Origin of the sequence: Marinobacter qingdaonensis (genome assembly GCF_034555935.1) — a bacterium.
GTDB classification, from domain to species: domain Bacteria; phylum Pseudomonadota; class Gammaproteobacteria; order Pseudomonadales; family Oleiphilaceae; genus Marinobacter; species Marinobacter qingdaonensis.
Genome location: NZ_JAYDCJ010000003.1, coordinates 210,238 through 224,956, shown reverse-complemented (window position 1 = coordinate 224,956; position 14,719 = coordinate 210,238). Strand labels below are relative to the sequence as shown.

Sequence of the window (14,719 nt, the reverse complement as noted above, 5' to 3'; positions counted from 1 at the left end):
CGTGACGCTGGAGATACCAATCGCTACAAACTCCGCCACCGCAGGCCGGCCCGCGGCTGCTACCCTGTGAAGTCATGTGGGTGTATCCGGCCCATAGGCTGGCAGACCCCCGGAGGACGATGACTCAATGGATCTGAATGTGCATCTGCCGACACTCATGCTGCTGTCGATTGCAGTCAACCTGCTGGTCGGTGGACTGTTGTGGGCGGTTTACCACCTGCGTCGGCGCCAGGCCTGCTTTCGGCTCTGGGCCCTGGCCTGCGCCACCTTCGTGCTGGGCAGCCTGCTCGCCGGCGCCCGGACCCTGGTGGATCTGCCACTGCTGACCGTGCTGGCGGCCCATTTGCTGCTGGGCGCCTCGCCCTTGCTGGTGCTGGCGGGTATCCACAGCCTGATGGGGGTGTCGGCCACCGGCACGCGGCGCTCGTCCCGGTTTCTGACCGTCGCCGGTGTGGTGTACGTGGCGGGTCTGCTGATCTGCTTCCACAGCGATGCCATCCTGGCCCGGTTGCTGACCGCTCTGTTTTCCGCACTGCTGTTTGCGCTCGCCATCGGCCGGCTGCTCACCATCCGGCGCAAACCGCGCTTGCCGTTCCGTATCCTGCAAACCCTGTTCGCGGTCCATGGCTTGCTGCTGATGACCCAGGTGCTGGTGATCGTTGGCGATCGCGCCGGTCTGGTGTCGGTGGATCTCGAGGCCGTGCTCACGCTGATCCTGGCCAATCACCTGTTGCTGGCCTCGGCCACGGCCATGGCTCTGCCCCTGCTGGCATTCACCGAGGCCGAGCGCAGCCTGCGTTTTCTGGCGGAGCGGGATGAGCTGACCCAGTTGCACAACCGACGCTCGTTCCTGCAACTGGGCGCCGCCGCCCTGGACCGGGCCAAACGGGCGCGCCAGTCCATCACCGTGCTGATGATCGATCTCGACTACTTCAAACGGATCAACGATCGCTGGGGTCACGACGTGGGCGATCAGGCCCTGCAGATGGTGGCGCGGATCATGGTGGAGGAACTGCGGGACGAGGACGTGGTGGGGCGTATCGGTGGCGAGGAGTTCGCGGCAGTGCTCAACACCAACGATCGTCACGAGGTGGAAGCCATCACCGCCCGGTTACGGCGCAAACTCGAGGAGCGGGGCCAGATCGTCAATGGCCTGCCGCTGCACCTGTCGGCCAGCATCGGTGGCGTTGCCACCCAGCCCACGCGTGAGGATTTTTCCGACTTGATGCGCGCCGCCGACCAGGCCATGTACGAGGCCAAACGCAAAGGCCGTAACCGGGTTGAGCTGCACTCCCTGGTTACCTAGCGACCGGCGCTGTGTCGTCACCGGTGTGCACCTGGGTCGAGATCAGGGTTTCGGTTTGTTCGGCCGTCAGCGGCCGGGACAGCAGGAAACCCTGGACGCAGTCATGGCCGGCGCCTGCCAGCAGATCCAGCTGGGCCTCGTGCTCTACTCCCTCGATGGCAATGTGATAGCCGATCTCCTTGAGCATCTTGATGATGGCGCGCAGGCGTTTCAGCTTGGCCGGGTTGGTCTCGATTTCAGTGACGATGGCCCGGTCCAGCTTGATTTCCCGAATCGACACCAGGTCGGTGATGTAGACGAAATTCGAAAAGCCGCTGCCAAAATCGTCGATGGAGATGCGCACGTCCATGGCCTCGAGGGAATCCAGGCCCTCGCGCAATTCGTCGTTGTGGTCGATCAGGCCGTGCTCGGTGATTTCCAATGTCAGCCGGGGGCGATTGACGTCGTCGTCCAGGTTCGAAAGCAACGCGCTGATCTGGCTGCGAGTCAACAGGCTCATGTTGCTGGGATCGATGTTCAGGGCGAACCGGTAGCCGCTTACGCCAGGGTGGGCGTGATGCCACTCCGCGTAATGGGACAGAAAACGCCGAAACACCCAAAGATCCAAGCGCTTGGCAAATCCGGCGGAGCGGGCGATCGGCAGGAAGCGATCGGGCGGAAGCTGCCCCAAGTCCGGGTGGTCCCAACGGACAAGGACTTCAAAGCCATTGACGACATTGACGTTGCCGGCGTCGTAAATGGGTTGGAAATTCAGGTGTAGGCCAACCTCTTCGCCGTCCACGAGGCCCCGGCGCAGAGCCGCCTCCAGTTGCAGCTGTTCCCACAGCACGCCGCTGCGTTCGGGGTCGACGAACCCGACCTGGGCCTTGCCCCGCTGCTTGGCCCGATACATGGCCAGATCGGCGTTGCGCAGCAGCAGCTCCGCCGAGTCGCCGTCCTCCGGAAAAATGGCGACGCCGACGCTGACCGACAGCAGCAGATCGCCACTGTCCAGTTTGTAGGGGCGGGAAATTTCGTCGATGATTCTCTGCGCTAACTGGTGGGCGTCCGATGGGTCAGAGAGGGCGTCGAGAATCAACACAAATTCATCGCCGCTGATCCGGCCAAAGGTGTCGTTCTCCCGTATCAACCCCCCGACACTCTGGGCCAGGTGTTTGAGCACCATGTCCCCGGTTTTGTGGCCGAGGGTGTCGTTGATGCGCTTGAAGTTGTCCATGTCCAGGAACATCAAGGCAAAACGCTCGCTTTTTCGCTTGGCCCTCGCCACCGCTTCCTGGAGTCGTTCCCGGAATAGGGTCCGGTTTGGCAGATTGGTTAGCGGATCAATCGTGGCCAGCCGCTTCAGCTCTTTTTCCCGTTTCTTCAGCTCGGTGATGTCGCTGGCAAGCATGACGTAGTGGGGAGCAATGTTGTCCGGGCCGCGCACCAGGTTGATCGACACCAAGAGTGCGACCGAATCATGGGGCAGCTTGAGCACCAGTTGGCCCTGCCAGCGTTTCTGTTTGCGAACGGTGCGCCAGACAGAGTCGAAGGAATGGTGCGCCTTGATGGTCTGGAGCGAGGCCACCCCCTGTAGGGGCTGACCAATCAGGTCCTTCCGGGTACTGCCCAGCAGCCGGTTTGCGGCCGGGTTAAGGTACTGGATGGCTTGGTCTTCACTCAGGATCAGAATGCTCTCCTGGGTATTTTCGAAAACCGAACGAGAAAAGGCGCTGTCTTTCTCGGACTGAACCAAGTCGGTGACATCGGTTTGAATGCCGACAAAGTGGGTCAGTTTGTTACCCTCGAATATCGGCGACAGCTCCAGCCAGTTATAGAACTCGCTACCGTCTTTCCGGTAGTTCACCAGTTGACCGCTGAAATGTCGGCCTTCGGCGACCGCCTGGGACAAGCGCTCCCGCGCTTCGGGGCTGGTGCCGGGGCCTTGCAGGAAACGACAGTTGCGCCCGAACACCTCCTCCTTGCTGTACCCGGTCATTCGGGTAAATGCGTCGTTGGCGTACACTAGGGGCATGGTTGTGCGGGTCGCATCCGCGATGGTAATGCCCTGTTGCGCCGCTTCCAGGGCCCTGCCCTGGAGGTTGGATCGTGTAATCGAATCCTGTAAGTCTTGGTGGGTGTTTAGCAGTTCGGTGTTGTTCCAGAAGATCAGTACGGCGCCGGTATGCCTACCTTCGGAATTCTCGTAGGGGGTGACCGTGAGCCAATACCGCTGCTCGCCCACAATCTGTACGAACTGCTCCTTGTGGTTTCGGCACGCCTCATCGATCAACGTGGCCAGGTTCGGGAGTTGGTATTCGGTCGACAGGGCGGTGAGTCGATGCCCCTGGAGCCCAAACTCGTACTTGAAGATTTCATGGCAAGCGGTGTTGTGATGCACGATGTTCAAGTCGTGATCCACCAGCAGCATCGGATGCGGCAGGCTGTTCTGAAGGTTCAGAAGATCGCTGTTGAGCTGGTTTAAAGCCTCGGTTTTGACCTGCAGCTCTTCGTTTACCGTCACCAGTTCTTCGTTGCTGCTTTGCAGCTCTTCGTTGGCGGTCTCCAGTTCCTCGTTCGTGCTCTGCAGTTCCTCGTTGGAGGACTGTAATTCCTCGTTGACCGACTGCAGCTCCTCGTTGGAGGTCTGAAGCTCCTCCATGGCGGTCTGAAGGTGCTCGCGGTTCACCGAGAGCTCATGCTGCAGATGCATTACGGTTTGTGAGTCCGCGGCGGCCCCATCGAGGGGCGGGTGGTTAATCGCCTGTTGTTCATAGCGAATAAAGAACAGCTCGACGTCGTTTTGGTCCAGGCCTTCCAGGGCAGTGCCTTCAAAGAAGGTGAGGGTGTGGTCGTCGTAAACTGGCGCAGACCGTGCGGCAACCCTGTCCTTACGCAGGCGGTAGATCAGGCTCTTGAGTTCGGCCAAATACTGCGGTGCGATCAGGCCTTGTACGTTGAAGGTGGGCTTACCCCGGGCCACCTGGCTAATGGGTGACAGGTCGCCGTATATGTACTGTATTTCCAGAGTGGCATCGACCACGAAGCCCCGATCAATAATCTGGTCACTGATGGCTTGCCGAACCGATTCCTCCATGGACATTCTCGTCAGGGCTTCGGCTCTTTTTCCGGGTTTCGTTCGGTTTTCTGCCCGTCGCTGGGCATAGCTTTGAATCGCTTTGGCATGGGATCCGGGTACTTTACGAAACAGCTTAATGCGGGAGTCAACGTTCTCGAAGCTGGTGGCGCTGGCAATGCCTTCGGATTTCCCCAGCAACAGCAGGCCCTTGGGTTGGAGGCCGTAATGGAAAATGTCCAGGACCTTTTGTTGCAATTCTGGCTTGAAATAGATCATGACGTTGCGACAGCTGATCACGTCCAAATGCAGAAAAGGGGGATCCAGGGTCAGGTTGTGGTGGGCAAACAGGATGCGTTCATGAACGAAGTCCCGGATCTGGTATCCGGAGCCCATGGGTTGGAAATAGGTGTCACGTACCTCTGGGTCTAGCTCTCGCAGGCTGTAAGCCTCATAGAAGCCCTTGCGGGCGATGGACAGCGCACCGTCGTCAATGTCCGTGGCGAAAATCTGGATGCGGTAGGACTGAGTCAGGGAACCCAGCAACTGATCGATCAGTATGGCCAGGGTGTAGGCTTCCTCCCCGGTGGCACAACCGGGCACCCAGACCCGAATCTCATCGCCCGGGGATTTGGTTTTCAGGAGGGTTTCCAAATAAGGCTTCACCGAGTGAAAGATCCCTGGGTCCCGGAAGAACGAAGTGACCGAAATAATCAGATCCTGGTACAGAAGGTTCAGTTCGTTGGGGTTTTTGGCGGCAAATCGGGCGTAGTCGTCCAGCTCCGTGTGGTTGGTCGCCAGCATCCGGCGGCTCAGGCGGCGAAAAATGGTGTTGTCTTTATACTGGCGAAAATCGATGTTGTACGTCGATTGCAAGGTGTCGAACAGGGCTGAGAACGGCTCGCGCTCAAGCTCGTCGGGTGCCTCCGGTTGCCTCGGAGGTTTCCGGTCGCGCAAATTTGGTATCACATTGCCCATGTCCGCGGGCGCCAGGATGAAATCCACGGCCGTCGCGGCAATGGTTGCCTTCGGCATGCCATCGTACTTCGCGGTATCGGGCTCCTGGGCAATGACAAAGCCGCCCCGGGTTTTGATTGCGCGCGCACCCACGGCGCCGTCGGAGCCGGTGCCCGACAACACAATCGCCACTGCGTTCGTGCCGAAGGTCTCAGCAAGAGACACGAACAGCGCGTTGGCGGACGGGTGGGGTGACCCGCTCCGGCTGCTTTTTTTGAGCACAATCTGCTGATTTTCCACCACACCATCAAAGCCTGGTGGAATCACCAGTATGGAGCCGGCGGTCAGGCGTTGGCCCGGGTGAGCCACAGTCACTTCGCGCTGCAGGGATTTTGACAGGATCGAGGGTAACAGGCTTTCGTATTCTGGAGAGGTGTGCTGGGCGACGATCAGCACCAGACCATCCAGGTTGTCAAAGCTGCTTAGTGTGTCGGTTAATGCCTCCAGCCCGCCCGCGGAGGCGGCGAGGCCGATGGCCGTGAGGGATGGCGCCGTCACCTCTTGCTCTGCGCTCATCCGTCGGTTCACCTCGCATGGTACTGAGTGCCGGTCAATTGCCGCACTCTTTTGTTGTTTAGAAAAGAGTCGTAGCTGCAAGTATATGCATCAGGGATGGGTTGTACCACTTCGGGATAGTGCCGTGGCCAGGGTGCTCGACGGCAGCTCCCCGAACAGGTGCTTGTAATCCCGGGAGAACTGGCTCAAATGGTAGAAGCCGTGGTACGCGGCGGCCTCGGAGACTGACGTGGCCTCGGCCGCGCCCAGCATGCGCTTTACCCGGTTGAGCCGATGAACCCGCAGGAACTGGGACGGGCTGATGTCCAGGATGCTCTCAAAGCTGTACTGCAGGGTGCGGCGGCTGACGCAACCGATCTCGCACAGTTCGCTCACGGTGAGCGGAATCTCTTCATTTGCCGTCAGGTACTGACGGATTCGATCCACCACGGCCCGCCGTTGCCGATAGCTGGGCGGACCAGAGACGCTTGGCGTTTCGATGTGCATTACCTCAAGCAGTGCCATGATCAGCAAGTCATGGTGGATGCGTCCGTCCAGCCGATCGACCCGGCTGTTAACGATTCGGTCGGTCAGGTAGCGGAGTTGCGCCAACGTTGTGTCCGGTAACTGCAGTCGGGCATGGCGCTCGGCATCCAGAGGCTGGATGTCCAGGCTCTGCAGGCTGGCGGAATCGAGCAGGGTCTGCTTGCTGACCACGATGCCGTGCATGTCGAACCGTCCCGGGGTGACCAGTTCGAACGGCTGGCTGCCCGGGTGGCAGAGAATGTCGTTCCGGTTCACCCGTTGTCCGTTGATGCGACAGCGCTCGTGCTGGCTGGGTATGCCAAACCAGAGTGCATTGGCTTTCACCAGGCATTGCTGGTGCAGGGTGTGGCTGCTGTGCTCCCGGTAGACCTGCAAGTCCCGGATCTGCAATTCGTCGATGCGGCCATAGAAGCGACCCGCATCCACCTGGTCGTACTGCTGGTGCCAGTCGGTCAGGTTGTCCGCTTGCTCATTGGCATCGTGAGTCTCAATCGCGCACCGCTTTGGTGCAAACTTTGTGGGCTTGTGGTGCATCGAGAGGACCCGTTTGTCGTCTGTCGTGAACCTGTCTGGTGCTGTGTTCCGGGGTGTCCCGATTTTTTCCAGTGATTTCATTTGATTCGCCCACCTGCGCGGGTTTGCCGATTTCCGATAACCGGTCTTCAGTAAGAGAAGTACAGTGAAGACAGAGCAAGAACCGTTCCCCTGGCCGGGCTGAATGGCTGGGCGTCGGGAACCGCAGGAGATGGCAATGCAGCACAAATATTCTTTCCAGGTTGGCGAGCGTACCTGGACCTTCCGGAGCCTGGCGGAGCTGATGGCCAAAGCCACGCCTGCCCGGTCCGGTGATCGTCTGGCCGGAGTGATCGCGGACTCCGCCGAGGAGCGGGTGGTGGCGCAGATGCGCCTAGCAGAGCTGCCCCTCAAGACATTCCTGTCCGAGGCGCTGGTGCCCTATGAAGACGATGAGGTCACCCGGCTGATACTCGACGGTCACGATGCCCAGGCGTTCCTGCCGGTTGCTCATCTGACCGTGGGGGATTTTCGCAACTGGTTGCTGAGTGACCAGGCCACGCCGGACGTCCTGTCAGCCCTGCGCCCCGGCCTGACCCCGGAAATGGTCGCCGCCGTGAGTAAATTGATGCGCAACCAGGATCTGATCCTGGTCGCCCAGAAATGCCGGGTGCAGACGGCGTTCCGGAACACAATCGGCCGGCCCGGGCATTTGTCTACACGCTTGCAGCCGAACCACCCGACCGACGATATGGCGGGGATCGCCGCCAGCATTCTTGATGGCCTACTGTACGGCAGCGGGGATGCGGTCATCGGCATCAACCCGGCCACCGACAACGTCGCCCAGGCCACCAAACTCATGCGGATGATGGACGAGGTGATCCGCAAGTACGACATCCCGACCCAGTCCTGCGTGCTGACCCATGTCACCAACACCCTGGAAGCCATCGAGCAGGGGGCGCCGGTGGATCTGGTGTTCCAGTCCATCGGTGGCACCGAGGCCACCAACCGCAGCTTCGGCTTCAATCTGGCGACGCTTCGGGAAGCCCGGGAGGCGGCCCTGTCCCTGCAGCGCGGTACCCTGGGCAACAACGTCATGTACTTCGAGACCGGCCAGGGCAGTGCGCTGTCGGCCGACGCTCATCACGGCCTGGACCAGCAAACCTGTGAGGCTCGGGCCTATGCCGTGGCCCGACACTTCAGTCCGCTGCTGGTGAACACCGTGGTCGGGTTTATTGGCCCGGAGTACCTGTTCGACGGCAAGGAAATCATCCGGGCCGGCCTGGAGGACCATTTCTGCGGCAAGCTGCTCGGCCTGCCCATGGGTTGCGATATCTGTTACACCAATCATGCCGAGGCCGACCAGAACGACATGGACAACCTGCTGACCCTGCTGGGGGTGGCCGGTTGCACCTTCATCATGGGCATCCCCGGTTCCGATGACATCATGCTCAACTACCAGACCACCTCCTTTCACGACGCGCTCTACGCCCGCCGGGCTCTGAACCTGAAACCGGCGCCGGAGTTTGAGGCCTGGCTGGCCCGCATGGGCGTGTTCGAGGACACCGGGCGCTTTACCCCCAGCGCCGCGTTGCCCAGCGCCTTTCGCCACAGCCTGAAAGCGGTCGGTGCCGGAGGTGACCATGACTGAGCCCAAGCATCCTCCGGTCACCGAGAACCCGTGGCGCGCCCTGCGTCGCTACACCGACGCCCGCATCGGCCTGGGACGGGCCGGGGTCAGCCTGCCCACCTCGGAGCTGCTGGCGTTCCAGTTGGCCCACGCTCGGGCCCGGGACGCGGTGCACTTTCCGCTGGACCGTGGGTCCCTGCTGGCGGCACTGGCCGGCCTTGGCCCCATCGGCGGTCGTGCCGAGCCCCTGGTGGTGAACAGCCAGGCCGAAGACCGCCTGACCTACCTGCAGCGCCCGGACCTGGGCCGGCGGTTGTCGGACGCGGGGCGCCAGGCTCTCACCAAAGCTCAGGATGATGGCGAGTCAGGGCCCGATCTTGCGGTGGTGGTCGTCGATGGGCTGTCTTCGGCGGCAGTGCAGGCGAATGTCGCGCCGTTTCTGACCTGTTTGTTGCCCGCCCTGGCGGAGCAAGCCCGACCCATGGCCCTGGCACCGCTGACCGTCGTGCAGAAGGGCCGGGTTGCCATTGGTGACGAGATTGGCGCCCTGCTCAGGGCCCGCATGGTTGTTGTCCTGATTGGCGAGCGTCCGGGGCTGAGCTCGCCCGACAGCCTGGGCATCTATCTCACGTTCGGGCCCCACGCGGGGCTGTCCGACGCCCACCGAAACTGCATTTCCAACGTCCGCCCGGCCGGGTTGAGTTTTGAGGACGCCAGCCAGCGTTTGCTTTACCTGATCCGCGAAGCCGACCGCTTGAAGCTCTCCGGCGTCGGCCTGAAGGACCGGACCGGGGAAGTGGTGATCGAACAACAGCAAGCCAACAACAATTTTCTGACCAACTGACCTTTTGTATCTCAGGAGAATGCACATGACGACCGCCGTCGACGAAGACTATCTGGCCAAGCGCCAGTTGAAAAAAGGAACCGCTGGCTGGGTACTGCTGGCCGGGCTCGGGGTTTCCTACGTAATCTCCGGCGATTTTGCCGGCTGGAATTTCGGCATTGGCGAGGCCGGGTGGGGCGGCTTTGCCGTCGCCATGGCGCTGATGGCGGTGATGTACTTTGCCCTCGTGTTGTCACTGGCCGAGATGTCAGCGGCCATTCCCGCGGCCGGTGGCGGTTACAGCTTTGCCCGCCATGCTATGGGCCCGACCGGCGGTTACCTGACCGGGCTGGCGGTGTTGATCGAATACGCTCTGGCGCCCGCTGCCATCGTGATTTTCATTGGCGCGGCGGTGGAAGAATTGCTCGGGGTCAATGGCCCCTGGGTCTACGCGCTGTTCTACGCGGTGTTTGTGGGCATTCACCTGGCCGGCGTGGGTGAGGCGCTCAAGGTGATGATGGTGATCAGCGGGCTGGCGGTGTTTGCCATTCTGGCCACGGCGGTCGCATTGGTCGGTGAGTTTGATACCGCCAACCTGTTCGATATTGCCCCGTCGGCGGCGGCCGGAGCCACTGAGGTCTTGCCCTTCGGCTGGTACGGTGTCTGGGCGGCCCTGCCGTTTGCGATGTGGCTGTTCCTGGCGGTTGAAGGGGTTCCCCTGGCCGCGGAAGAGGCCAAGAACCCGGGCCGGGATATGCCGCGGGGCATTATCGGCGCCATGGTGTTCCTGTTGTTCACCGCGGTGCTGGTGGTCGTGCTGTTGGCCGGCGCCGCCGGTGCGTCGATGATCGGTGCCAGCGGCGTGCCTCTGGTCGATGCCCTGAACGCGGTGGGCAACCCGACCCTGGCCACGGTCATTAATGTCCTGGGGTTGGCGGGTTTGATCGCGTCCTTTTTTTCGATCATTTACGGCTACAGTCGACTGGTTTTTGCCTTGTCACGGGCCGGTTACCTGCCCAAGACCCTGTCCCTGACCAGCAAACGCAAAGCGCCGGTGTGGGCACTGATTGTGCCGGGCGTGTTTGGCTTCCTGGTGTCCTTGACCGGCGAGGGTGATCTGATCCTGGGGATGGCGGTGGTGGGCGCGACCTTGTCCTACGCCCTGATGTCGGCCAGCCACATCCTGCTGCGTCTGCGTCAGCCGGCCTTGGCCCGGCCCTACAAGACCCCCGGCGGTATGCTGACATCGGCGACGGCCCTGGTGCTGTCCCTGGTGGCCATGACCGGCGTTTATGCCTTCGACCCGCGCGCGTTCAATTACACCGTTGTGCTGTTCGTGGTTGGTGCCGCCTACTACTTCCTCCACGGTAGGAACCAGCTGGTGGCCCGATCGGCTGATGAGGAACTGGCACTGGTGCTGAGTGCGGAATCAACGCTGGACGAGGACGGGGTATTGGAGTCTGGGAAACCAATAGAAGCTTGATGCCGACGTCCCTGCCCTTGACCGCGCGGAGGCAGGACAAGGATCCGCGCGGCTAGGCTAGGGATTTGGCGGCGTCAGGCAGGGCTATGCTGATCCTGTCTGCGCCGCTGATTTTGGCGATGTAGAGCGCCTGACGAGCTTTGTTCAAAAACTGATCCATGCTGGCAATGGTGCCATTGGAGGGTTCGCTGTGCACGGCATAGGTGGCGGTAAACGTTGCTTCAGGCCAGCCGGGGTGGGTGTCCCGCGGCGCCTGGAACGCGTGCTTCAACGCCGTAGCCAGGGCCTGAGCCCGAGCCAGCGAGGTATCCCGGCACAGCAAAACCATCTTGTCACCTTCCATGCGGAACGCTTCGACGCCGAGGTGTTGTTCGGCGAAACTGGATACCACGGTGACCACATGGGCGAGGCACTGATCCCCCTGCTCAAACCCTTGGCTGGTATTGAGCTCTTTGAACCGATCGATGCCGATCAGTATCAGGGCCAGTTCGGTCTCATCCTTCGAGGCCTGATGCCAGAGGTTTCTCAAGCGGGTATTGAAAGCCCGCCGGGATTTGCCGATCAACAGACCCGCATCTGCTTGGCCCGTCCCGTGAGCCAATTCAGATTCGATCATGGCACCCAGATTGATCAGAAGATCCCGCTCGTGGCTCTGCAATTCCCTGGGGCTGTGGTCGAGCAGGCACAGGGTGCCAATCATCTGGTGGTTGGCCGCCATGATGCCGAGCCCGGCGTAAAAACGGACGCCAGGTGACTCGACCACGGCGGGACTGTTTTGGAAAAACGCGTGTGAGCGTGCATCGGGTATTTCCAGAATATCGATTTGTCGAATGGTCTGATGGCAAAACGCGGTAGAGCGTTGGAACTGGCTGTCGGGCAAACCAAATGGGACCCAAGTGGTCACGGTGTCTTCTTCCACCAGATTCAATGTCGCCATTGGAACCCCGATTGCGTTGGCGGCCATTGCCACAATTCGGCGCAATTTCTGTCTCTTGCTGGTAATGCTGGCCTTACTGCTGGCCACCGCTCGCAGTCTGATCGTTTCATCCGACAGGCTGGCTGGCATGGTGTCGTCGGTTTCGTTCACGGTTTGGGAGACAGTGACCGCCCTGTCCCGATTCGATCTGGTTCGGGCATGACAGTGCTCCTTTAGCCACTCCGAGGCCGCTTCCGCCGGCAGGGGTTTGGCCAGCAGGTAGCCCTGGACTTCTTCGCAGCCTTGCTGGAGCAGGAAGTCGAGCTGCTCGTCCGTTTCCACACCCTCTGCAATGACTTGGCAACCGAGGTTATGGGCGAGCGAAACAATGGTTTTGCAGATGGCTGCATTTTCCCGAAACTCCAGGCACCCGTTGACGAAGGTTCGATCAATCTTGATCCGGTTGATTGGGAAATAGCGCAGGTAACTCAGGCTGGAGAAACCGGTACCGAAATCGTCGATGGCCACTCCAAGTCCGGCTTGCCTCAATTCGTGCAGCTCGCGGAGTATCCCCTCGGTGTTGTCCAGAGCGATGGTTTCGGTGATCTCAATCTCCAGACTCCGGCCTGGCAACCGGAAGTGCTCAAGATGCTTGGTGATGATTTGGGTGAGCTCGCCCCGAAGGAACTGAACGCCGGAAACGTTGATGGCCACCGGGACCGTTTCCAGACCCTGATTCCGCCACTGGCTAATCTGACGGCATGCCTCGTGGATGACCCACTCTCCCAGTTCAGCGATGAAGCCGGTTTGCTCGGCGGCAAGGACCAGTTGGTCGGGCGCGATCGGTGCCCCTCCCGGTGGCATCCAGCGCAACAGAGCCTCCATGCCGATGAGGCGTCGATCACCAATGGTGAACTGGGGTTGGTAATACAGCTGGATTTCACCGGCGGCCAATGCGTCTGGAATTCTGTCCGCCAGTAGCAGGGTGTTGAGTTCAGCCGCCCGGCGAAGCGAATCAAAAATCCGGTAGGTCGCCCGGCCGCACCGTTTCGCGTCATACATCGCCGTATCCGCTGCCTTGAGCAGGTCCATGGCGCCTGTACCGTGAGCCGGCGAGAACGCAATCCCCATGCTGACGGTTGGCTGGACCCAGCTCTGGCCAAGGGGGAGCTTCTCCGAGAGCGAGAGGTGTAGCCTGTGGATCCAGTCAAGGAAATGGGGATCCGTTTCGGCGTCGGGCGCCGCGATGACGAATTCGTCGCCGCCAAATCGCGCCGAGATCATGCCCGGCAGGGCCGTTGCTTCGATTCGATTTGCGAGGGCTTTGAGCACATCGTCCCCACCCATGTGATTAAAGGCGTCGTTGAACCTTTTGAAGTGGTCAATGTCGATGAGAATGACGGCAACGGCTGCCTCTGAGCGTTTCAACATACCCTTGAGGCTGGCCTCGAACGATGCCCGATTGCGGAGCCGGGTCAGGTGATCATGGGTTGCCTGATACCTGAGTTCTTCCCGAAGGTTCACTTCCTCGGTCACGTCAGCCTGAATGCCGGCGACGCGCTCAGGGTTGCCGTGCTCGTCCAGATAAAACTGGCCCTTGGACCAGAGCCAATGAATGCTGCCGTCGGGCCAGCGCACCCGAAAACGCAGGTCATACTCCTTGCCGCCCTTCATGGCATCTCGATAAGCGTTGTCGACCCTGGCACGGTCAAGGCCGATGACGTGACTCAGAAAGGTGTCGTAGCCCCAGTGTTCTTGCAGGGTTCGATAGCCAAAACACTGGTCGTGGAGCAGTGACCGGCGAGTGGCATTTTTCTTGATGTCCATGTCCCAGGTGCCAATGCCGGCAGCGTCCAGCGCTAGCCGGTAGCGCTCTTCGTCTTCCTTGACCCTGGCCATCGCGGCCTCGTTGGCCCCGATAGGTACCAGTTTAAGCAGGCAGCTCTGATTATCCGTTCGAAATGCCGTAGCGATCACACCGTGTTGCTGACCGTCGGACGTTTTGATGGGCAATTGGCAGGAATAAGGCGAGGGACCTTGAGGCTCTTGCAGCAGAGCTTGCAGTCGGGCGTCAGATTCGAGTCCGAGGCCGTCAAGGCCTGTAGCGCGAAGTTCGCTCTCGCTGCGGCCCAGCAGTTCCTGGGCCGGAAGATTGGCGCCGACGATCGTGTGTTGTCCGTCCAATACCAGAAGCGCCACGTTCTGCTCAGAGCTGAGCCAGTGCAGCAGCGGATCCATGATGGCGGCGGACGTCACCCTAGGTCACCTCTCTTGGAGGCGCTGGTAAAACCGGCACCCCGCTCGTCAATCCAGCGGTCCCTGCTTTTTTTCGTTACCGCACCAGTGAGCTCGCGTGGCGCTCCGATGCTGGCAACGTTGTGAGTTGTTGGAAGTATAGGTGAGCTGGCCCAGGACCACCACCAGCGGCCCCTATGTTCCAGGGGCGCTGGTGGTGGGAATCAGGACCGCAGTCCTTCCACCTCCCGGCGCTGATGGTATTGGGTCAGTGCCACGTTCACCACGGCCAGAACCACGAACAGCAGGATGCCCTTGGGCACCAGGGCGTGGATGGCCGGGTTGGGCGCGGTGCTGGCGGTGACCAGGACCAGGCCGAGCACGTTGCGGGCCAGGCGCACCGTCAGGATAGCCCCCAGATAGCCGGACTGAAGCGCCGTCTCCACGGAGCGCAGGCTCCGGCCGAGCGCCGGCATCAGATGCACGGTGTTTAGTAGCAGAACGGTAAATATCAGAAGTTGGGCAATGCTGAAAATAGTCATAACTGCAGGGTATGGAAAAGTGAATGGAATGGTTAAGAAACGAGCGACATTATCCCCGATTGATCACTTTTAATCCAGTTTGGGGTCTGAGGCCCGACAACTAAAAACTATGGCTGCGGTTGGAAAAAGCAAATAGTTGGGCCCGTAACTGACTGCTA

At 60.7% G+C, this 14,719-nt stretch carries 8 protein-coding genes; 4 read left to right on the top strand and 4 right to left on the bottom strand.

From position 1 onward, the window contains the following. The first annotated feature begins 127 nt into the window (after positions 1 to 127). Complete coding sequence (locus U5822_RS04295; protein ID WP_322854391.1) at positions 128 to 1,306, top strand: GGDEF domain-containing protein; 1,179 nt, start codon at positions 128 to 130, stop codon at positions 1,304 to 1,306. On the opposite strand, the gene U5822_RS04290 is transcribed toward U5822_RS04295, so the two are convergent. Further along, complete coding sequence (locus U5822_RS04290; protein WP_322854390.1) at positions 1,299 to 5,894, bottom strand: EAL domain-containing protein; 4,596 nt, start codon at positions 5,892 to 5,894, stop codon at positions 1,299 to 1,301. The two genes, U5822_RS04295 and U5822_RS04290, sit on opposite strands and share 8 nt — an antisense overlap. A 90-nt stretch (positions 5,895 to 5,984) precedes the next feature. Next, positions 5,985 to 6,953, bottom strand: coding sequence for a helix-turn-helix domain-containing protein (locus U5822_RS04285; RefSeq protein WP_322854389.1), 969 nt, complete (start codon positions 6,951 to 6,953; stop codon positions 5,985 to 5,987). A gap of 217 nt (positions 6,954 to 7,170) precedes the next feature. Here U5822_RS04285 and U5822_RS04280 point away from each other — a divergent pair, with 217 nt between their 5' ends. Genes U5822_RS04280 through eat form a run of 3 tightly spaced genes read left to right on the top strand, consistent with a single transcriptional unit; the run spans position 7,171 to position 10,868 of the window. Then, positions 7,171 to 8,583 (top strand): ethanolamine ammonia-lyase subunit EutB, encoded by a 1,413-nt coding sequence (locus tag U5822_RS04280; RefSeq protein ID WP_322854388.1) that lies wholly within the window; start codon positions 7,171 to 7,173, stop codon positions 8,581 to 8,583. Next, on the top strand, positions 8,576 to 9,406 hold the full coding sequence (gene eutC, locus U5822_RS04275) for an ethanolamine ammonia-lyase subunit EutC (protein WP_322854387.1): 831 nt from the start codon (positions 8,576 to 8,578) through the stop codon (positions 9,404 to 9,406). The genes U5822_RS04280 and eutC overlap by 8 nt, the downstream gene beginning before the upstream one ends. 25 nt (positions 9,407 to 9,431) lie before the next feature. Next, a complete protein-coding gene (gene eat, locus U5822_RS04270; protein ID WP_322854386.1) occupies positions 9,432 to 10,868 on the top strand; it encodes an ethanolamine permease in 1,437 nt (478 codons plus the stop codon). 52 nt (positions 10,869 to 10,920) lie between these two features. On the opposite strand, the gene U5822_RS04265 is transcribed toward eat, so the two are convergent. Together U5822_RS04265 and U5822_RS04260 are read right to left on the bottom strand one after the other, a co-directional pair. Beyond that, the gene (locus U5822_RS04265; RefSeq protein ID WP_322854385.1) at positions 10,921 to 14,040 is read right to left on the bottom strand and encodes an EAL domain-containing protein; all 3,120 of its coding nucleotides are present in this window, start codon (positions 14,038 to 14,040) and stop codon (positions 10,921 to 10,923) included. A gap of 203 nt (positions 14,041 to 14,243) precedes the next feature. Next, positions 14,244 to 14,561, bottom strand: a complete 318-nt coding sequence (locus U5822_RS04260) for a hypothetical protein (protein ID WP_322854384.1) — start codon at positions 14,559 to 14,561, stop codon at positions 14,244 to 14,246. Positions 14,562 to 14,719: the final 158 nt, after the last annotated feature.